Raw genomic sequence first — 18,598 nt, forward strand, 5'->3', positions numbered from 1 at the left:
CCGGCTTGCCAATCTCTTAATTGTCTCCTTACATGACGACACATCATAGTAAGGAGACGCTGTACCTTAGATCTTTCGGTCGTCGGTACAACTCGTTTTTATTTAGGATTTCTACAGAGCAAAAAAAAGTACAAGAATGCAAAGTCCAATTGTCGCCAATAGTACATCTTTCCATTTCCAATCGTTGGGTTTTTTTATTCCATCGACACCATGTTTTGCCGTGGAGGATCTTTCACCATCCAAATTAGCTCCACAATTGTGACAAAACTTGGCAGTATCAGGATTTTCTGCGCCACAATTATTACAGAACATAATGACGGAACATTGTCTATTCAGGCAATAATATTTTTCTATAATAGTTTGATGAAAAACTTATTCCAGAATAGGATAATTTCATCGTGTTTTTCAAAAACGGGCAGTTCACACCAGATCCATGAAAATTAATAAATAATGTGTGAGGGCTCCCCGCCTCAGGGCCTCTCCGAGGCACGGCGGGGCAGGGAAATTTCTTAGTAGATTTTTAGTAACTGATCCGCCGCGGGGGCGCCCCGTCGGGGGCGGCGGCACTCATCGTACCTAAGGGGAAATCCCCTTATGAGATTTCACTCCAACCCCCGTTTAAGTATAAGGTTAACCGCCCTCATTCACACACGCTCGTCCCCTTTTTCAGGTGACACAAAAATTTTCAGCGAGATAGTTCCTCACTTTTCTTCGTCAGGTATTTTAGTTATCGTCCAAGTGAATGAAAATATGATAAATAAAGTTAAACTACATTTTAGTTTGGGGGGAAGAGGTAAATGGATATACGATGGCAAGATGAGGAAAAGTTGCTCTCTAACTGGATATATAAACCAGAAAAAGAAAAATGGGAACGAAATAATAATGTTACGCTTGGATTTTTGCATTGGGATGTTTACCTGAGTGAGTATGCAAAACTAAGACGAAAAGAAATTCGTCGTGGAAATTCAAGGGATATTGCAGAAGCAAGGATGAAAAAACTTCATCCTGTAGTCTGGTCTTTGACAATGGATTGGTATAATCGGCAGTAGAAGGGCATTCTTAAATTCTCCCACATATCACAGATTGGATAACACCAATATACAATTTCGCGGAATTTTGTATAGTACCAATATTCACTGCTGCTTTCAGTACCTCCATTTTTCCCCAACACCCCGGTTCAATTACATCACCAAACGAGGGGGGGGTCGCATCATGATCATGCATGACCCCCCCCCTTTGCTGCACTGCCATTTTCAAGGCCGGAAGTCCGGCATTTTCACGTCATAAAATACCGCAGAAAAAACGCCCGGAGTTCCAGATGGGGGAAGGGGGGTCGCACCTGTTTTTGTACGAGCCTGGCCCATGGGATTTTCGCGATCCGGGAAAGCCAAGCTCAAGCAGGATTCAGCTCCGTCTCTCTTCGTAAAAATACAACAGCGACCCGAGCCGGGACCAGCTAAAACGCGGATCAGGATGCTGCAAACCGGCCCGGATTAATACCCTGAAAACAGGGGGGGTCATACACATTTCAGGTACGACCCCCTCCTTTTGGCCCTGAAACCGCCCATGCACCGGACGCGGTGAGCAGGCTCGACCGTCTCCAAATCATCTTTTTAAAAAAAAGTGGTTAACCTAATTTTGTCCCGGCGGTTGCCCCGGGTTTGCACTCGAAGACATCGGTGATCTTCACGATGAGGAGCGACCGTGCGGGCAGGGCCGGGTTCTTCTTATTGATCTTTGCCTTCATCTCATCATATTCCTTACCGCTCGTCTTGAGGGTGACGTGCCCCTTGATCTGGTAGCAGCCCTTGATATCGGGGCCCCAGACAAAGATGGCGATCTTCGGGTTTGCCTTGAGATTTTCAAGCGTCTTGTTCATGAAATTGTCCGTGATCCAGATCGTATCGTCGCTCGCGAGCTCGACGATCCCGATGGGGACCACGTTTGGCGTGCCGTCTTTTGCTGCGGTCGCAACCGGGAAGACCTTCATTTTGAGGAAGGCCTCTTTCATCTCTGCGGTTAATTTGACCATGGTGAATGCACCGATCTCTTCCTCTGCGCCCGGTTCGTATATACCTTAGTGTCAGAAAAGTGTACCGGTACAGCCGGATGACCGGTGTACTCCCGCACACCGGCCGTACCCGCGGACGAAACGGTTTTACGGTCTTACCGGCAAGAGATTTCGTGAAGATCATGACTCGGTCATTCCATTCCTACGAGGACGCGGTCGCCTTCCACGGCCACTCCTGCCCCGGCCTTGCGCTCGGCTACCGTGCGGCAAGGCACGCGCTCGCCGCACTCCATGCAGAGCGATCCGAGGACGAGGATCTGGTCGCGATAGTCGAGAACGATGCCTGCGGGATTGACGCCGTCCAGGCCATTGCCGGGTGTTCGGTGGGGAAAGGCAACCTGATCCTCCGCGATCTGGGCAAGCACGCGTACACCTTCATCAACCGGAAGACCGGGACCGCGATCCGTCTCGTCCAGCGACCCGAGCCCCTGATCGAAAGGATAGATCCGGTGGCATCTGCACTGCGCGGGAAAGTGATGACCGGAAAAGCCACGCCGGATGAAACAAAGGAATTCCATGAGCGGCAGGCAGGTGTGATCGACAGGATCCTCACGATCCCGTTTGGCGAACTGTTTATCGAGAAAGAGGCACGGTCAGAGATCCCCGAACGGGCGCGGATCTCCGGATCGGTGCAGTGCGCCGTCTGCGGCGAGATGGTGGCCGAGCACCGGGCCCGCATCAAAAACGGAAAAATTGTCTGTATCCCCTGCGCCGGGGAGTACAGCCGGGGCTGGTGACACTTTTTTACCCGGTATTCCCCATCGGGCGCCGGGCCGCTTCTGGTGGATTTATCTGATTACCGGAACCAGTAATTCTATTCTTACGGTGACACCATATGGGCGCAATTGACGGCATACAGGGAATGGTCGCAGGATATCTCGCATCCCCAAAAGGACAGGAGGCCATACGTTCGTTCCTCTCCTCCCCTCAGGGAAAAGAGGCGATCGATTCGTACCTTTCTACTCCCGGAGGCCAGCAGATGGCCCGGCTCCTCCTGCTGCGGGCTCTGGACGGCCTTTCCATTCCGGATGAGGTTAAGGCCATGATCCGTGACGCCCTAGCAGAGGCCGGGGCCTGATGCTCCAGCCCGCAAAACCGGTTTTTCCCCTAATGCCCAGTCAGGTGAGAACTGGATCCATCCTCTTTTACGCTCGTGTATCCCAGTACCAGTCAGTGTTTTATATTCATCGTTATACCTGAACATCCTCCCGGAACGAGTATCATGACATCCCCTGCTCAGACTTCCCCCATCCAGTCGCATTACCGGCCCAGCGAGATCACGGCCCTGTGCGAGGCGGCAATCAGCACCGCAACCGCGTCGCTCGACCGGATTGCCGCCCTGCCTCCTGAAAAGAGATCCATCGATACCACGCTCCTTGCCTTTGAAACCGCCATGGCGGATTTCGGTGACGCTACCCTGCCCCTGACCCTCATGGGGTACGTCTATCCCGGCCCGGCAATTGCGGCCGAGGGTTCGGCATGCGAGGAGAAAGCGGGGATATTTGTTGTCGGGGTTTTCACCCGGCGGGATCTTTACAATGCGGTAAAAACTGCCATACCCCGCACACCCGAAGAGTCCCGGCTTCTCGCCGAGACCCTCCGGCAGTTCAAAAAGAACGGTCTTGCCCTGCCTGATGACGGGCTTGCGGTTGTCCGCTCCCTCAAGGAACAGCTCACAAAACTCGAGGTGGAGTTTACCGCAAACCTCAACAATGACACGAGTTCTGTCATGTTCTCCGCTGCGGAACTTGACGGTGTCCCCAAAGAAGCGCTGGCCACCTTTGCGCGGACGGACGATGGCCTGTACCGGGTCACCACCAAATACCCGGATTACATCCCGGTGATGCAGAACGCGAACAACGCCGGGACGCGCAAACGGCTGTACGCCGCCTTTGTCAACCGGCAGGCGGGCCCGAACACCCGGCTTCTCGAAGAAGCCATCTGCGTGCGGCAGCAGTGCGCAAAAGAACTGGGCTACGCGAGCTGGGCGGACTACCGGCTCGATGGCCGTATGGCAAAGAGCACCGGGACGGTCCTTGCGTTCCTCGAAGGGTTAAAGGAACCCCTGAAGGAGAAGATCCGGTACGACCTCGCCACGCTGATCAGGCTCAAAAAGGAACAGGAACCGGGAGCAGACCGCATCGAGCCGTGGGACCTCGCGTACCTGACCGAGCAGGAACGCAGGCGGCGGTTTGCGCTTGACAACGAGGAGATCCGGAAGTACTTCCCGTTCGAACGGGTCGTCGAGGGCATGTTTGACCGGTTCGGCCCGCTCTTCGGGATCCGGTTTTCTGAAGTGACAAGTGCGGATGCCTGGGCCCCGGGCGTGAAACTCTACCGGGTCATCAACGCCGCGGACGACCGGACGCTCGCGTACATCTACTTCGACATGTTCCCCCGGGACGGGAAGTACGGCCACATGATGATGGTGCCCCTGATCGCGGGCAGGGCCGCGGGGACCGGTTATACGGTCCCGGTCACTGCCATCGTCGGCAACTTACGGGCACCCTCCGGGGAGGTTCCCTCGCTCCTGACCCACGATGATGTCGAAGGGCTCTTCCACGAGTTCGGCCATGCGCTTCACGGCAGCCTGACCAGGGCACCCTACGCGAGCCTTTCCGGGTCGAGCGTCGAGTGGGACTTTGTCGAGACCCCATCGCAGGCGCTGGAGAACTGGATCTGGGAACCGGAAGTGCTTGACGCCATATCCGGGAACTATGCAAACCCGGATGAAAAACTCCCGGAAGACCTCCGCAACCGGATCATCGCCGCCCGCGACCTCGGGGCAGGCCTGAAATACACGCGGATGCTCGTCATCTCGACCGAGGACATGGCGTTCCACACGGCATCAGGGCCGGTCGATACCACGGGAACAGCAGACAGGATTTACGAAGACCTTATGGGCATCCTGCCGCTCGAAGGGGGGCACGAACCAGCGACCATCGGGCATTTCATGGGCGGGTACGATGCCGGGTATTACAGTTATCTCTGGGCCGAGGTCTATGCCCTGAATGTCTTTGCCCGGTTCAAAAAAGACGGCCTTTCCCATGCCGCCACCGGTGCTGCATACCGGCACTGGATCCTCGAACAGGGAAACATGAAAGACGGGGATATGCTCCTGAAAGGATTCCTCGAAAAAGACCCCTCCATGGACGTATTTTACAAACGGCTGCACATCCGGCCCCCCGCAGCAGATCCGTCGGAAAAGGGCAGCGGTACCGGGAGTTCCTGAAGCGTTTCTCTTATCACCCCCGCGCCCAAATCATGTGAGTGTGATACACGAGCCGCCGGTAAAAAAGATCCTCTACTGGTGCGACCGGTGCAACGTCCCGCTGATCGGCCGGACCTGCGCCTGCGGTGCGGAGGGGCGGGAGATCGAACTCCTCCAGCCGTACGACGTACGCCCGGCGCTTGGCTCCGATGTGACACTTATCCGGCGGCTCGTCCGCGAACGGTTCGGCAACGTCCCGATCCAGTCCGTCCTCCTCCTCAACAAGACCGGCGGGGTGGACCGGGCCGATCTCGTGATCGCCCATGGGTACCGGTTTGGCTGGCTTACTTTCGACCCTGTGGCACGCAAGTTCTCGCTCGATATCGCTCCCGAGGCGCTGCCGTATATCCTCAAATACGTGACCAAGGGCGTCGTCGATCTTGAAACCGGCATCGATGCCCCCGGCGGGGCCGGGCGAATGGGGGGGAAGAAGTTCCGGCTCAAAGAGTCCCGGCCCGATGGCACCGTGATCGTGAAGTTCAGGAACCGGTTCGGGACCGGTGTGGTAAAGGAGGGACAGATCCGGGTCAAGGAACTCATGCCTGTCGATCTCCGCACCGGGAAAAACCCGGGCTGGGAACAGGTCGTGCAGCAGAACCGGTACCACTTAAAGAACCTCGAACGGAACGCAATCCGGATGATAAAACAGCATATCCACGACCGGCCGACATGCAACGTCTCGTTCTCCGGGGGCAAGGACAGCATGGCGGTGCTCACGCTTGCCCGCAAGGCTGGTGTGACGGATGCATTCTTCCTTGACACCGGTATCGAGTTTCCCGAGACCATCGCGTTTGTGAAAGCGCAGGGTGTGCCGGTGATCGAGAAGGCCGGGGACTTCTGGCAGGCGGCAGAGAAGGCCGGCCCCCCGGGGAAGGACAACCGGTGGTGCTGCAAGCTCCTGAAGCTGCGCCCCCTCAAGCTCCACCTTGCAGAGATTGGTCCCTGCGTCACCGTGCAGGGCAACCGCTGGTACGAGTCGTGGAACCGCGCTGCACTCGAAGAGACCAGCCAGAACCCGGCAAACCCGCTCCAGCTCAACGTCTCCCCGATCCGGAACTGGCGGGCGCTCGAGGTCTTCCTCTACCTCTGGTGGCAGAAGGCCCCGATAAATCCGCTTTACGAGAAGGGAATCGAACGGATCGGGTGCTATGTCTGCCCGTCCATGCTCGAGAGCGAGTACGAGGAACTCCGTGCCATGCACCCGGAGTATGCCCGGCGGTGGGACGCGGTTCTTGCGAAGTACGCAAAAAAACGGGGGCTTCCTGACGCATACGCACAATGGGGGCTCTGGCGCTGGAAAGCGCTGCCGCCGAAAATGAGGGAGCTCTGCCGGGACCGGGGGATCCCGGTCCGGGACGATTACACCCTGCAGGCAGAGCCCCCGGCAGCCCGGGAAGAGACGGTCGAAATAGCAGGAGAAAGAACCATGGAACCAGAGATGGCAGCACAGGATACCGGGGGATATAATGTGGAGGCGATCCGCAGGGACTTTCCCATCCTCGGCGATATCATGTACCTCGACAATGCCGCGACCAGTTTCTCTCCCGAGCCCGTGATCGCGGCAATGGTCGAGTTCGAACACCGGTACCGGGCAAACGTGGGACGGGGCGTGCACCGGCTCACCAGTATCGCCAGCCAGCGGTACTGGCACGCCCACGAGAAGGTCGCGGAGTTTATCGGCGGCAAAAACGGGATCACGGTCTTTACCAAAAACACCACCGAATCGGTGAACATGGTCGCGCAGGGCATGGGCTGGAAGCCTGGCGACCGGGTCGCGACAACCATCCTCGAACACCACTCGAACCTGCTCCCCTGGCGCAGGCTCGCCCGGCAGGGTGTCGCCACCGATATTGTCGGCATCGGCCCGGAGTACTCGCTGGATCTTGCCGCGCTGGAACGGGCGATTACCGGGTCTACCCGGCTCGTGGCGGTCACGCAGGCATCAAACGTGCTCGGCGTCGTAACCCCCATACGGGAGATCGCGAAGATCTGCCATGACCACGGCGTGCTCCTCCTCCTCGACGGGGCACAGGCCGTCCCGCACCTGCCGGTGGACGTGGAAAAGATCGGCTGCGATTTCTACTGTTTTTCAGGTCACAAGATGCTCGGGCCGACCGGCACCGGCGTGCTCTGGATGAAAGAACCCTGCATCGAACCGTTCATGCTCGGCGGGGGCATGGTCGAGGCGGTAACCGCTGAAGGGTACACACCGGCACCGGGCTACCAGCAGTACGAGGCAGGGACGCCCAACATCGCGGGGGGTATCGGCCTTGGAGCCGCAGTGGACTATATCCAGGGAATCGGGATGGAGCGGATCCACACGTACGAGACGTCACTTACGGACCGGCTCATCGCCGGCCTTTCCGGGAACCCAAAAATCCATGTCTATGCCCCCCAAAAGCCGGAACACCGGATCGGGGTCGTCTCCTTTACCGTCGATGGTTTCCATCCCCACGAAGTGGCCCAGCAGCTCGATGAGACGGCAGACATCATGGTGCGGTCCGGCCACCACTGCTGCCAGCCGCTCGTCGAGAGTCTCGGGCTTCCCGATGGAACGGTACGGGCAAGCCTGGCGCTTTACAATACCCGGCAGGAGATAGACCTGCTGGTGGCGACCCTCGAAGAACTCACCCGGTGAAGGTAGCGGCAGGAACTTTTTTGGAATTATTAAGGGCATTTCTTCACAGAGCGTAGAAGCTGCGTAAAGAAGCCCCCCCTCTTGCGCCACCAGTCCCCCGGGGGGACGGGGCGCAGTACGGTGCTTCGGTATCACCTAGAGGGGCATCTCCTGAATCGTGCAAACCGGTATACAGTACAATCGCACATAGGGGGTGCCTCAAGCGTGCGGAGGCGGAGGCAGACATGCCGAAGCCCCCAAGAGCGTTACTCCAATTATATTACGCACTTTATCCGATTTTCTTCTCTACCCTTTACCGCTCTGCTACGGTTTATTACGCCCCCCGTCCCATACTCGTGTACGGTTTGCACGGGGAGCACCGTGCAGGGGAACCAGTGAAAACGGTATGGACAACCAGGTATTTTCCGAGGTTTTTTCCCGGGCAAGGGAACACCACCCCCTCGTCCATCACATCACCAACTACGTGACGGTCAACGATTGCGCCAATATCACCATCTGTGCCGGCGGGGCGCCGGTGATGGCAGATGCCCGCGAGGAGGCAGGGGAGATGGCGGGGTTTGCCGGGGCGCTCGTACTCAACATAGGGACGCTCAATCCGGGGATCATCGAGAGCATGATCTGCGCCGGGAAAGCAGCAAACGACCACAAGATCCCGATCATCCTCGACCCGGTCGGGGCGGGAGCGACCCGGCTCCGGACGGAGAGCACCCTGCGCCTCCTCGATGAACTGGCGATAGCCATTATCAAGGGAAATGCCGGGGAGATCGGGGTGCTCGCCGGTGCCGATGCAAAGGTGCGGGGCGTCGATTTCGCGGGGATAAACGGCGATCCGGTGGATATTGCCCGGACCTTTGCCCGGGATACGGGGATCACGGTCGTCATGAGCGGGCCGACCGATATTATCACTGACGGGAAACGCATCCTGCTGGTGGAAAACGGTCACCCGGTCATGGGCAGAATTTCGGGGACCGGCTGCATGGCGTCATCGGTGACCGGTGTCTGCGCTGCGGTCAGTACCGACCGGGTGACGGCGGCAGCGACTGCTCTAGCGGCTTTCGGGCTTGCGGGAGAGCGGGCAGCAGAAAAAAGCCGGGGGCCCGGGTCTTTCAGGCCGGCGCTCTTCGATGAAATGGCAGCGCTCACCGCAAAGGATGTAGTGACGGGTGCACGGGTAAAAACAGCCTGAACCGGAATTATGAACCTTGATCTCTACGTTATCACCGATGAGACGATCGCCGCCGGGCACACCCACGCGGAGATCGCCCGGCTCGCTATCGCCGGCGGCGCCGATGTGATCCAGCTCAGGGACAAGGCTTGCGGGCGGGACATCCTGTGCCGTATCGGCAGGGAGATCCGGGAGATCACCCGAGAAACGGGAACGCTTTTTATCGTCAACGACCTGCTGGATGTCGCCATTTCCTGCGGGGCTGACGGCGTCCACCTCGGGCAGGGTGATATGCGGGTGGATGCAGCGCGACGGGCAGCACCCCGCCCGTTTGTGATCGGCGTCTCGGTGGGCAGTGTCTGCGAGGCGGTAGCGGCGGAGGATGGCGGGGCGGATTACGTGGCCGTAAGCCCGGTCTTTTCCACCACTTCCAAGGACGACGCCGGTCCTGGCCACGGACTTGCAGCCCTGCGGGAGATCCGGGCAGAGGTCTCGATCCCGGTGATCGCCATCGGCGGGATCAGCAGGGATAACGTGGGCGCAGTGATCAGGGCAGGTGCGGATGGCATCGCTGTGATCTCGGCGGTGGCCGGGCAGCCGGATATTACTGCGGCCGCCCGCGACCTCAAGGACCGGATCACTGCAGCAAAACAGGAGTGCCGGCGATGACTGAAAATAAATTCGTGCTCCACGACCATTTCTCGCAGCATCACCATTTCGACTTCCGGCTGGAGCGGGACGGCGTGCTCGTGAGCTGGGCGGTCCCGAAAGGACTGCCGGCAACACCCGGTGAACGCCGGCTTGCGATTGCAGTCGAGGATCACCAGCTTTCCTATGGGGACTTTGAGGGTACGATCCCGGAAGGGGAATATGGCGCGGGAGAGGTGAGGATCGCGGATGCCGGCACGTACGAGACGCTCGAATGGACGGACGAGCGGATCGAGGTCGTGCTGCACGGTCGGGAGTATACCGGGAAATACGTGCTCCTCCGGTTCAGGAAGGCCGGGGAGAAGAACTGGCTTATCCTGAAAGGAAAAGAGGGTTAAAAAAGCAGCATCAGCGGGACCGGGCACGCCCGATACATTCCTGCAGGTTTATCTGCCCTGCCGCTCCACCCCTCACTCATGAGAGCCCTCCTGCCTGTACTTCTGCTCCTCCTTGCCGTCATGCTTGCTGCTGCCGGGTGCACCGCCACCACACCCGGTGCGCCGCAGAATGTCACCGCATCGCCCTCCGGAACAGTCACCGTTGCGATCCATCCCGATATCACGCGTTACACCGTGCTTATGTCATCGGCCCCGGGCATCGGGCTCTCCCCCACTATCACCGGCCCGCTCCCGGCCGTCAACCTATCCTATGTGTGGAAGACCGACTATGGCCACTTCCTTGGCTGGAGCGCCCCGGATTATAAGGTCCGGGAACAGGGCATGACCGTAACGGGGAATGCAACAAAGGTATACTGGACATACCTTTACGAGAACGAGAATGCCTCACGGCCACCGGTGCATATTACGCTTGATGTTATTGATCCTGCAACCGGTGTCACGCTCGGGAACGCGGAGCTGACGATCGGGTGGGATGCCAACAATACGGCAGTGATCGGGTAACCCTTTTTACAATAAAAAGCACTCAAAAGTTAAGCCGCCGGAGGGAATTGAACCCTCGACCTGCTGATTACGAATCAGCCGCTATGCCGCTAAGCCACGGCGGCGCACTGCCTCACAATATCGACCCGTGCATTAATAAAATCTGTGTTTGGCGGGCTCTATGAATAGCCACGAAGGGTCGTCACGCTGTCTGCGGGATGCGACTCCTTTGCCGGGGAGATCGTGCCGAACTTCCCTTCATAGTCGGCGACGGTTTTCTGGAGCACGGCAAGGAGGTTCTTCGCGTGCGCAGGCGTGATGGAGACGATTGCCTTTGCCCGTGCCTGGTTGACCTGCGGGAGCTGGTGGAGGAACATGAACGTGAACTCGTCGTCCTTATACGCGATCTGGATCATGTTGCTGTAGACGGGGTCAAGCGTCGGGGGGATATTGACCGAAATTTCCTGTCCTGCCATACAGATCAGTTGTGCCCTGCTGGTATGAATAGTTGGTCACCTGCCCCGTGCGGGACTGCCCCGGAGCATTCCCATAAGTATATGTGGCCGGTTCTCCCCGGTTCAATAGAGGAATCATTCTGGCGGGCGAGGACGGGCATGTCACGATCTCGGAACTGGTGCGGGTCCATGCCTGCCCGGTCCGGTTTTACTACGAGAAGGACGAGCCCGTCACCGAGTCGGACCGGTACGCGGTCTGCAAGCAGCTCTCGTACCACCTCGGCCGCCCCCTTGAAGCGGATGCCATCTGGGACGAGGTGCTCACGGTCCGGCCCACCACCGACCCGGCGCTCCGGGAATTCATGGACATCTGTATTGCTGCCTGCACCAAGCACGAGTGGAAACCGGCGGCCCAGACCGATGTGACGGTGGTCTCAAAGAAGCACGGCATCGCCGGCATGATCGACCGGGTGGCAGAGGACGGGACGTTCTCGATTATCCGGGCGGCAGGCGCGATGCCCTTTGGTACCTACGCGGCAGACCGGCTCCGGGTCGCGGGCATTGCGTTCTGCCTCGAGGAGATGACCGGCCATGAGGTCGAAGGCGGCCACGTGGAGTACATCCCGGACGGGATCTCGCGGTACCACACGGTCCAGCCCCGGGACCGGCGCCAGCTCCTCTCGACCCTGCACAAGCTCCGGGCGATCCACCGGGGCGAGGCGCCCGCCCACCCGCTCAATGCTCCCTGCAACCGGTGCAAGTATAAGGAACGGTGCGAGGAGAGCGGAGGGCACCGGCTGAGCGAGCTGTTGTGAGAGGGGAGTCTTTTAATTACGCCATTCGAGGGGTGTATTTTTACGATACTATGCGATCAAATCGACGGCACGATCCATCTCCGGAGGGGTTCGCGGGTTCAAATCCATCCTCATATCTGTTTGGGGGAATAGGTATCTTAAAAAAAATGCAACACCCTCATTCAATTTTTGTTTTCATCGTGATTGAGGAATTTTACAGAGCCGAAATCCGGGTAATATTGACCGATAACAACTTGCGATCATCATACCCATCTAACCTTCATGAGCAAAAAAAAATCTCAGTTTCCTAATGTTGAGAACAGTGTTGATTCAGAATCTATCTCCGATGCCATTGATATCGAGGTAATTTCCACGAAAATCTTTAAGGGAGAACCAACAATCAACACCGTGTCCTCACTCCTGGTATACCGACAGGATCTCAAACTTACCTCCGAATCTATGGATTACGCTGCTCTGGTGATAACATCCATTGAAGTGAAAGAAGATGGATCGATTTCGGTTAATCCTCTCGCTCTTGCCGCTACATCAATGGATCATGTCAGTCAGTTTTCCGGGATTCTTGAGTGGATCCCACTCTGATTCCTTGCTCTGACAAGTGCATGTGCCGGTCCCTGAAAAATTTTAAAGACGGATGAGATATTTTTGTTGTTCTGATTCTGGGAAAGTCTCCCGATGAGGAGATTCCAACATCATATTGAACTTTTTATTCTTCCCAAGTGAGAATTTTTTAACCCTGTAAGATTTTGGGATAATTGACCGATAACAACTTGCGATCATCATACCCATCTAACCATCATGAGTGAAGAAAAATTTCAGTCACCTAAGATCGAGAACGTCGTTGCTTCGGGATCTATCGCTGATTCTATCGATCTTGTTGAACTTTCAGAAACAGTTGAGAACTGCGAACTCAACAAGAAACGATTTCCTGGTGCAGTATTACGACTTCAAAACCCCAAAATCACGGTACTCGTTTTCTCTTCCGGAAAGGTGGTAATTACTGGCGTCAAAAGTCATGATGAGTTTGTTCGTGGTCTGGATAATCTCATTTTGAAAATGAAAGAGGCCGGAGTAATCTGTCATGATACGCCCGATGTGGCCGTTACAAATATGGTCTGTTCGTATAACCTCGGAAAGTATATTAACCTAAATAAGGTAGTTATCACGCTAAACCTGGAAAATATCGAGTATGAACCGGAACAGTTTCCCGGGTTAGTATATCGTATGTCAGATCCAAAAGTTGTTGCTCTTCTCTTTTCATCGGGAAAAATAATCCTGACGGGGGGGAAAACTATGGATGATATAGAAAGAGGAGTTGCATTCCTTGAACAAATGTTAGGTAATATTTAATTATACTATCTGGAATGAAATCTCCCTCCCCTTCGCTTTCTCACTCAGTCAATTGACCGGAATTCCTTTTTGGAATCTATGGCTCTGTGGAAATCCTTTTTCTTGAAGTAAATTTTCCAAAAAATCCCGGCCCGGCCAGAGTACTTAACCCTACAGACCGGCTGTAAAGTTACAGACCGTCTGTAATCTTACAGACGCCTTCACGTCAGAGAGCATGTGAAAAATAGAGCGCAAACGCGAACTCGCCATCGGGCGTGATCGTGTACAACCGGATCGCTTCCCGACCCGGCATCACGTTTTCTGCGATCAGGCCCCAGCGTACGAGCGTGGCAAGGAACTGGCCAAAGTTGCCCCGGGTCATCTGCGGACGGGCCGCCCGGCCTGCCAGTGTCCGGACCGGGACATACATATCCGCCATCGCCCGGAACAGCTCGTCCCGGGGGACCCCCGAGATCACGCCCGGCACCGCCGGCTTCTTGTGCAGCAGGGTCAGGATCGCCTCGTAGTTCGGGTTCGCTGCAAGGGCGCTGGCCGGCATCTTCGGGACCGTCAGTTTCTTGAGGACGGCCTTTCGCGACGCAAAATACACGTCGCCGTCAAGCCATGCCGCCATCCGGAAGAGACCGAGCGCGAGCGGGGCGGTGCCCCCGGAGAGGACAAACGAGAAACGGGCGCCCGGGTGGCGTGCTGCAATATCCATTACCTGGCTGCATACCGAATCGACGGTTGTGGGATCGAGCGTCCGGTGCTCGGCCGGAATACCAAGCGAGAGCGCAAGGTCGTGCGCCCGCGTGATCCCGTTCCGTAATGCCACCTTTGCGGCCCGCTCCTGCGTTGTCTCGCCGGTCCGGTCGGTGACAAGCAGCCCTTCGGCAAGGATGACGGTGTGCGTGACAGCCCCCGGGTCCGAAAGGGCCGACGCTAAGATGGCGGGGAGATCGGTTCCCGGGCTGATGACAAGGATGTGTTTGCGGCTGGCCGGGGGAGTCATGATCAGCATTTCGGGGAATATAATAAAATCTTGATCATCAAATGCGCTTCGGGGGATGAGGGAAGGACAGAACCTGCACATACAACAGGAGATCCACCGGGGCGAGGCGCCCGTCCACCCTTTGAATGCTCCCTGTAACCGGTGCAAATATAAGGAGCGGTGCGAGGATAGCGGGGGGCACCGGCTGAGCGAGCTGTTGTGAAGTGGTGTGGATCAACTACCGCCGATACAATATCTCAAAGTCGTTAAAGGAAGCCCTCGAAGAGTTCCGGCAGTGGTTCAATAACGAGAGGGAGATCCAGAAGTCGGGATACAAGACCCCGATGTAGATTATGCGAGAAAAGACAATATCTTAAACACAAACTATTTCTTTTAATAAGTACTATTATAGCCATAATAAAGTACTAAATTAGTACTTATCACTTTCACCCCACATGGCGAGAATTACCAAGAGTGGAGAACAATATCGAATAAATATCCCAAAAGACGTAATCCTCTTAACCGGATGGGATGAAAATACTGAGGTTGGGATATTCCCATATCTCAAAGACCTAACCGATCCAATCGATGAAAACACACCGGTGCTAATGAGAAAAATTAGCGTGAGGAGAGAAAATGGCTGATCGATTAAAAGCACTTGAAAACTTTATTTTGCTTACTTTAGGTGCTATCGATAGACCAATCTCCATATTACACCTAGAAAAAGAAGTATTTTTATTATGGAATTTTCATCCGGATATTCACAATTATTTAAATTTTGTAAAACACTACAAAGGGCCGTTTTCCGAGGAAATTGCAAAAATTATTCATCATCCTTTTTATTTGAACAACTGTTGGGAGTATTATCCACCTCATAGCGAAAATGATTTGGGTGGGGGTTATGTTGAATTAACTGATAATGGACGCGCTGAATATAATCGAATATATTCTGACGCAAAAGAACGGGAATCTTTACTGCCGCTCTTATCGGGGATAAAACTGGTTCGTGAACTCTATGATAATTTGTCTCTAGAGGAATTGTTATTGTTAATTTACGATACTTATCCAGAATACACCGAATTTTCTAAAATTTATAAAGATATTGAAAGAAAGAAAAACCAGCTTGCAAAAAACCTTTTAAAAAATGGTTTGATCGACCAGAGAAGATTTGAAAAAATTACTGTTGGCGGGTAATATGGTAGAATGCGTTATCGCAGACTCGTCTTTTTATTGCTGTTGCGAGTCTGATATTAAAAAACGGGATGTTTTGATCTCTTTGTTATTAAAATACGATTTTTTCTTGGGTAAAAGGATAAAAAATGAAATTCCAGCATCTTTGTCGAATTGTGAAGAATTTACAAAATCAGTATCCATAATCGAAGAGAATTTTTTTGAGTTAATAAGACCATTTTTTACAAGATCCGCTGAACACGAAAATGATGGAGAATATGAAGCAATTGGAATTGCCTATCATTTGAATGAACATTATAATTTGAGATACTTGATTTTAGACGACATAGTTGCATATAAGTTTACAAAAAAGAATTTTGCCTCGATTTCAAAAAAATTAATACGTACCCTTGGTTTTGTAAAAATCTGTTGTTACGAAGACAAAACACTGTCATTCGACGAATCGCACGAGATGCTATTGGAAATGAAAAGATCATTCGAAATTTATGAAAAAGACCCGTCATTAAAGAAAAAGCGGCCATGCAGTCTTGATTCAACTATATATACCCAAATCCTTATCCCTTTGATAAGCCAATTGGAGGATGATCATAAAAATGGAAGAATATGATCCTCACTTATCAGTTGATCCAATATCGTCTAGTTTAAAGCATCCAGATTATAATGTCAGAAAAATAACTTTTGATAATCTAAATAAATCTGTAGAGACGCCGTTTAAGGTCTTCCCAGGGAAAGAATTGTCGTCGGATATCTTTGATAATTTTACCTCCAATATCAAAGAAAAATTTGTGGAAAATGGCCGATATGTGAAGGGGGGCAAATCTTGGGGGGGTTTAAGATATCTCCTAACTGAAGCTAGTGGGGATGAACGGAACTCAAAATTAACAAGTTTTTTCCGAATAAATCAAGATTTGTGGGATAATCTTCCACTGACAACGCTTTCAATGGTTTTCCCAAAAAATCCCCACGAGCAAACAACCTTTACTTACGAGAAAAAAGGCGCTCCAAAAATAACAAAAACTATTGAGGCATTTGATGAAACTTGTTTTACTTTTCTTTTAAGTTACATTTATTCAAAGTCAAAAGCTTGCGTGCTTGTTCCAGATATCAAATTGAATAACAAGGGGACACCCGTTCTATCAATTAACAAATATCTAGAGCACGTTGATGAGTGTGTAAGTATTCTTTCACAATGGAATAAAAAACCAATATTTGTTCCCTTACAAATAGATCTTCCAGCCAATCACGTTGATGAAATTCTAAATCATTACGCAAAAAAGCGATATTCAAATATATGGATTAATTTCCTCACACACCAATGTGACGATTCTTATATTGCAAATATAAGGGCAATTAGGACGATAATGAACAAAAAAATGAAATCTCTAACGCCAGTATTGTATTATTCTCACATGCAAAAAGAAATAACGCCCAACATTCAATCGGTGAAAGTTTTAGCATCGGATATTTTAACACAATTCAATGGTGCAGATTTTATTGGCATTAATAAAAGCAGATTTGATGATATGCCAATTTTTGGAGACGATGCACAAAAAGCGGATTATAAACATGCACTAGACCTAGGAATAACTCTAGATCAATACAAATTGATGAGATCCTTGCATAAAAACCGGTTATTCGACCCAAGCAGTTACTACTATTACAATTTGAATTTATACCCACATGATCTACCCACAGATACCGATCTTCTTAGAACCAATGAAAGTGTGAATCGAATTGCCAATGGAGTTTTGTTGTATTCGGAAATTGAACGAACAAAACAACTTGCATTGGAATTGGCCCCGAAAAATGTAGAGAGAGCAATTAAAAAAGATTTAAAAGAAAAGCAACCGCCTAAAGAAAAACCAAAAAAGACATTAAAAGATTATCTTGACTCAAAACAAGCGATGATGGACTTTCCCATTATCAGAGACGAAATAACAGATCTTAAACCGAGACAATCAACATTCGATGAACTCGGTGGTCTTGGGGATTAAAATAAACGTGGCGATAAGAGATCATAAAAACGAATAAATTAATGACGGGGCACCCATATTATGTTAAAATCAAGTCGAATAGATGAGATCTCATTATGGGTTGAAACAAAATATAGAATTTTAACATACGCTTTTTTAATAATTTCTATTGTTGAGTTAATTCTTCTCTTATTGAGTGTATCAGTAAAGATCTATGGAATAAATTTGTCATCCTCAATAACTAATTTAGAGGGCTTATCTACATTAATTACTGCAATTATAGTTTTATTCACTCTCTTTGAAATGCAAAGACAACGAAAGACCACATATCAACCTCAAATTGTGATTGCAGACGGTTCTACTATTATTAATTATCCTGATAAATCCGATCCACTAATATTTGAATGGACTAGTAAGGAGATAGAAATAGATAAAATAAAAGATTTTGAGAATATATTTGATTATCCCCATTATTACTACCCCAAAATTAAGGCGTTTAACATTGGAGAGGGATTTGCAAGAAAGATAAATATCAGATGGTTGGTGGATTTTGATTATCTTCAAAATGCCCTCAATGACCTAGCTAACAAAAAACATCTTGATTTTACTATACAATCTGATAAAAATGGATTTGTGTGCAGCAGAAATGGAACCGAATTTTGTTCATTCGTGTCTGGTGCAGATGATATTTGTTTGGAGTACATTTTACCAATTCGTATAAAAGAGGAAGTTGCTGAAATTGACCTTCCTTCCGGATTCTGTGATATGTATGCAATGTTTATACAATTTATGGGTTATACACCAAGATTAACGCCAAATTGTTATTATTTCGCCCCTCCTTTAATTAAAATAATTATCACATATCTTGATATTGGGAATAATAAGTACTCCAAAAAATATCATTTAAAATTTTTTCCCGGCAGTGGTTATGTGAGGGATGATGTTAATAGTGAATGCGAAGGATATGCTAAAAGAGTCAAAATTTATCACAAAGTTAAAGAATTCGGATAAGGTGTTGTAAGTCCCTCTCTAATTAACATTTATTTCCGTCCCTCAACAAGTTAACAGAATCGACGGCAACACAAAAAAGCGATCTTTTGTACGACCTCATACTTT

Annotated in this window: 22 protein-coding genes and 1 tRNA gene; 18 read left to right on the plus strand and 5 right to left on the minus strand. The window is 51.9% G+C overall.

What is annotated here, in order from left to right:
* Positions 1-111: 111 nt before the first annotated feature.
* Positions 112-312: a zinc-ribbon domain-containing protein gene (locus ACLQMU_RS07485; protein WP_443673638.1), complete on the minus strand. Its 201-nt coding sequence runs from the start codon at positions 310-312 to the stop codon at positions 112-114.
* Between the two features lie 485 nt (positions 313-797).
* Between ACLQMU_RS07485 and ACLQMU_RS07490 the strand changes: the two genes are divergently transcribed.
* A complete protein-coding gene (locus tag ACLQMU_RS07490; protein WP_424039170.1) occupies positions 798-1,049 on the plus strand; it encodes a hypothetical protein in 252 nt (83 codons plus the stop codon).
* 578 nt (positions 1,050-1,627) lie between these two features.
* Here ACLQMU_RS07490 and ACLQMU_RS07495 read toward each other — a convergent pair.
* Complete coding sequence (locus ACLQMU_RS07495) at positions 1,628-2,032, minus strand: pyridoxamine 5'-phosphate oxidase family protein (RefSeq protein WP_422148891.1); 405 nt, start codon at positions 2,030-2,032, stop codon at positions 1,628-1,630.
* A 161-nt stretch (positions 2,033-2,193) separates the two neighbouring features.
* Here ACLQMU_RS07495 and ACLQMU_RS07500 point away from each other — a divergent pair, with 161 nt between their 5' ends.
* From ACLQMU_RS07500 to ACLQMU_RS07535, 8 genes are all read left to right on the plus strand, one after another.
* Complete coding sequence (locus ACLQMU_RS07500) at positions 2,194-2,808, plus strand: FmdE family protein (protein WP_422148892.1); 615 nt, start codon at positions 2,194-2,196, stop codon at positions 2,806-2,808.
* A gap of 98 nt (positions 2,809-2,906) precedes the next feature.
* The gene (locus ACLQMU_RS07505; RefSeq protein WP_424039171.1) at positions 2,907-3,149 is read left to right on the plus strand and encodes a hypothetical protein; all 243 of its coding nucleotides are present in this window, start codon (positions 2,907-2,909) and stop codon (positions 3,147-3,149) included.
* 144 nt (positions 3,150-3,293) lie between these two features.
* Positions 3,294-5,303, plus strand: coding sequence for a M3 family metallopeptidase (locus tag ACLQMU_RS07510; protein ID WP_443673639.1), 2,010 nt, complete (start codon positions 3,294-3,296; stop codon positions 5,301-5,303).
* Between the two features lie 34 nt (positions 5,304-5,337).
* Positions 5,338-7,980, plus strand: a complete 2,643-nt coding sequence (locus ACLQMU_RS07515) for an aminotransferase class V-fold PLP-dependent enzyme (protein ID WP_443673640.1) — start codon at positions 5,338-5,340, stop codon at positions 7,978-7,980.
* Positions 7,981-8,365: 385 nt separating this feature from the next.
* Positions 8,366-9,166 (plus strand): hydroxyethylthiazole kinase, encoded by an 801-nt coding sequence (gene thiM / locus ACLQMU_RS07520; protein ID WP_422148346.1) that lies wholly within the window; start codon positions 8,366-8,368, stop codon positions 9,164-9,166.
* A gap of 9 nt (positions 9,167-9,175) precedes the next feature.
* Positions 9,176-9,814, plus strand: a complete 639-nt coding sequence (gene thiE / locus ACLQMU_RS07525; RefSeq protein ID WP_424040455.1) for a thiamine phosphate synthase — start codon at positions 9,176-9,178, stop codon at positions 9,812-9,814.
* Positions 9,811-10,191 (plus strand): DNA polymerase ligase N-terminal domain-containing protein, encoded by a 381-nt coding sequence (locus tag ACLQMU_RS07530; protein ID WP_422148344.1) that lies wholly within the window; start codon positions 9,811-9,813, stop codon positions 10,189-10,191. Before thiE ends, ACLQMU_RS07530 begins: the two co-directional genes overlap by 4 nt.
* Before the next feature lie 78 nt (positions 10,192-10,269).
* The gene (locus ACLQMU_RS07535; RefSeq protein WP_422148343.1) at positions 10,270-10,752 is read left to right on the plus strand and encodes a hypothetical protein; all 483 of its coding nucleotides are present in this window, start codon (positions 10,270-10,272) and stop codon (positions 10,750-10,752) included.
* Positions 10,753-10,784: 32 nt separating this feature from the next.
* Here ACLQMU_RS07535 and ACLQMU_RS07540 read toward each other — a convergent pair.
* Positions 10,785-10,856 (minus strand) — tRNA-Thr (locus ACLQMU_RS07540).
* Between the two features lie 54 nt (positions 10,857-10,910).
* A complete protein-coding gene (locus tag ACLQMU_RS07545) occupies positions 10,911-11,207 on the minus strand; it encodes a DUF3467 domain-containing protein (RefSeq protein WP_422148342.1) in 297 nt (98 codons plus the stop codon).
* An 83-nt stretch (positions 11,208-11,290) separates the two neighbouring features.
* On the opposite strand from ACLQMU_RS07545, the gene ACLQMU_RS07550 reads away from it, so the two are divergent.
* The 3 genes from ACLQMU_RS07550 (at position 11,291) to ACLQMU_RS07560 (ending at position 13,348) form a co-directional block, all read left to right on the plus strand.
* Positions 11,291-12,001 (plus strand): CRISPR-associated protein Cas4, encoded by a 711-nt coding sequence (locus tag ACLQMU_RS07550; RefSeq protein ID WP_422148341.1) that lies wholly within the window; start codon positions 11,291-11,293, stop codon positions 11,999-12,001.
* A 261-nt stretch (positions 12,002-12,262) separates the two neighbouring features.
* Positions 12,263-12,580 (plus strand): hypothetical protein, encoded by a 318-nt coding sequence (locus ACLQMU_RS07555; protein WP_443673641.1) that lies wholly within the window; start codon positions 12,263-12,265, stop codon positions 12,578-12,580.
* 216 nt (positions 12,581-12,796) lie between these two features.
* A complete protein-coding gene (locus tag ACLQMU_RS07560) occupies positions 12,797-13,348 on the plus strand; it encodes a TATA-box-binding protein (protein WP_443673642.1) in 552 nt (183 codons plus the stop codon).
* Positions 13,349-13,553: 205 nt separating this feature from the next.
* On the opposite strand, the gene ACLQMU_RS07565 is transcribed toward ACLQMU_RS07560, so the two are convergent.
* Entirely contained in the window at positions 13,554-14,348 is a 795-nt protein-coding gene (locus tag ACLQMU_RS07565) for a hypothetical protein (RefSeq protein ID WP_424039145.1), read from the minus strand.
* A gap of 194 nt (positions 14,349-14,542) precedes the next feature.
* Between ACLQMU_RS07565 and ACLQMU_RS07570 the strand changes: the two genes are divergently transcribed.
* The 6 genes from ACLQMU_RS07570 (at position 14,543) to ACLQMU_RS07595 (ending at position 18,493) form a co-directional block, all read left to right on the plus strand.
* Positions 14,543-14,668, plus strand: coding sequence for a hypothetical protein (locus tag ACLQMU_RS07570; protein ID WP_443673643.1), 126 nt, complete (start codon positions 14,543-14,545; stop codon positions 14,666-14,668).
* A 105-nt stretch (positions 14,669-14,773) separates the two neighbouring features.
* Positions 14,774-14,962 carry a hypothetical protein gene (locus ACLQMU_RS07575; RefSeq protein WP_422148200.1) on the plus strand — a complete coding sequence of 63 codons (189 nt, stop codon included), beginning with the start codon at positions 14,774-14,776 and terminating at the stop codon, positions 14,960-14,962.
* On the plus strand, positions 14,955-15,512 hold the full coding sequence (locus ACLQMU_RS07580) for a hypothetical protein (protein WP_422148199.1): 558 nt from the start codon (positions 14,955-14,957) through the stop codon (positions 15,510-15,512). The genes ACLQMU_RS07575 and ACLQMU_RS07580 overlap by 8 nt, the downstream gene beginning before the upstream one ends.
* Before the next feature lies 1 nt (position 15,513).
* Positions 15,514-16,116 carry a hypothetical protein gene (locus ACLQMU_RS07585; protein ID WP_443673644.1) on the plus strand — a complete coding sequence of 201 codons (603 nt, stop codon included), beginning with the start codon at positions 15,514-15,516 and terminating at the stop codon, positions 16,114-16,116.
* Complete coding sequence (locus ACLQMU_RS07590) at positions 16,103-17,503, plus strand: hypothetical protein (RefSeq protein ID WP_443673645.1); 1,401 nt, start codon at positions 16,103-16,105, stop codon at positions 17,501-17,503. The genes ACLQMU_RS07585 and ACLQMU_RS07590 overlap by 14 nt, the downstream gene beginning before the upstream one ends.
* Positions 17,504-17,563: 60 nt before the next feature.
* Positions 17,564-18,493 (plus strand): hypothetical protein, encoded by a 930-nt coding sequence (locus ACLQMU_RS07595; protein ID WP_443673646.1) that lies wholly within the window; start codon positions 17,564-17,566, stop codon positions 18,491-18,493.
* Positions 18,494-18,598 lie beyond the last annotated feature (105 nt).

It is taken from the genome of Methanoregula sp. (genome assembly GCF_052325125.1).
Classification (GTDB): domain Archaea; phylum Halobacteriota; class Methanomicrobia; order Methanomicrobiales; family Methanospirillaceae; genus Methanoregula.

Bases quoted from the DNA above. Each gene is read 5' to 3' on its own strand.
- ACLQMU_RS07485 (WP_443673638.1), bottom strand. From the start codon at position 312: ATGTTCTGTAATAATTGTGGCGCAGAAAATCCTGATACTGCCAAGTTT.
- ACLQMU_RS07490 (WP_424039170.1), top strand. From the start codon at position 798: ATGGATATACGATGGCAAGATGAGGAAAAGTTGCTCTCTAACTGGATA.
- ACLQMU_RS07495 (WP_422148891.1), bottom strand. From the start codon at position 2,032: ATGGTCAAATTAACCGCAGAGATGAAAGAGGCCTTCCTCAAAATGAAG.
- ACLQMU_RS07500 (WP_422148892.1), top strand. From the start codon at position 2,194: ATGACTCGGTCATTCCATTCCTACGAGGACGCGGTCGCCTTCCACGGC.
- ACLQMU_RS07505 (WP_424039171.1), top strand. From the start codon at position 2,907: ATGGGCGCAATTGACGGCATACAGGGAATGGTCGCAGGATATCTCGCA.
- ACLQMU_RS07510 (WP_443673639.1), top strand. From the start codon at position 3,294: ATGACATCCCCTGCTCAGACTTCCCCCATCCAGTCGCATTACCGGCCC.
- thiM (WP_422148346.1), top strand. From the start codon at position 8,366: ATGGACAACCAGGTATTTTCCGAGGTTTTTTCCCGGGCAAGGGAACAC.
- thiE (WP_424040455.1), top strand. From the start codon at position 9,176: ATGAACCTTGATCTCTACGTTATCACCGATGAGACGATCGCCGCCGGG.
- ACLQMU_RS07530 (WP_422148344.1), top strand. From the start codon at position 9,811: ATGACTGAAAATAAATTCGTGCTCCACGACCATTTCTCGCAGCATCAC.
- ACLQMU_RS07535 (WP_422148343.1), top strand. From the start codon at position 10,270: ATGAGAGCCCTCCTGCCTGTACTTCTGCTCCTCCTTGCCGTCATGCTT.
- ACLQMU_RS07545 (WP_422148342.1), bottom strand. From the start codon at position 11,207: ATGGCAGGACAGGAAATTTCGGTCAATATCCCCCCGACGCTTGACCCC.
- ACLQMU_RS07555 (WP_443673641.1), top strand. From the start codon at position 12,263: ATGAGCAAAAAAAAATCTCAGTTTCCTAATGTTGAGAACAGTGTTGAT.
- ACLQMU_RS07560 (WP_443673642.1), top strand. From the start codon at position 12,797: ATGAGTGAAGAAAAATTTCAGTCACCTAAGATCGAGAACGTCGTTGCT.
- ACLQMU_RS07565 (WP_424039145.1), bottom strand. From the start codon at position 14,348: ATGCTGATCATGACTCCCCCGGCCAGCCGCAAACACATCCTTGTCATC.
- ACLQMU_RS07575 (WP_422148200.1), top strand. From the start codon at position 14,774: ATGGCGAGAATTACCAAGAGTGGAGAACAATATCGAATAAATATCCCA.
- ACLQMU_RS07580 (WP_422148199.1), top strand. From the start codon at position 14,955: ATGGCTGATCGATTAAAAGCACTTGAAAACTTTATTTTGCTTACTTTA.
- ACLQMU_RS07585 (WP_443673644.1), top strand. From the start codon at position 15,514: ATGGTAGAATGCGTTATCGCAGACTCGTCTTTTTATTGCTGTTGCGAG.
- ACLQMU_RS07590 (WP_443673645.1), top strand. From the start codon at position 16,103: ATGGAAGAATATGATCCTCACTTATCAGTTGATCCAATATCGTCTAGT.
- ACLQMU_RS07595 (WP_443673646.1), top strand. From the start codon at position 17,564: ATGTTAAAATCAAGTCGAATAGATGAGATCTCATTATGGGTTGAAACA.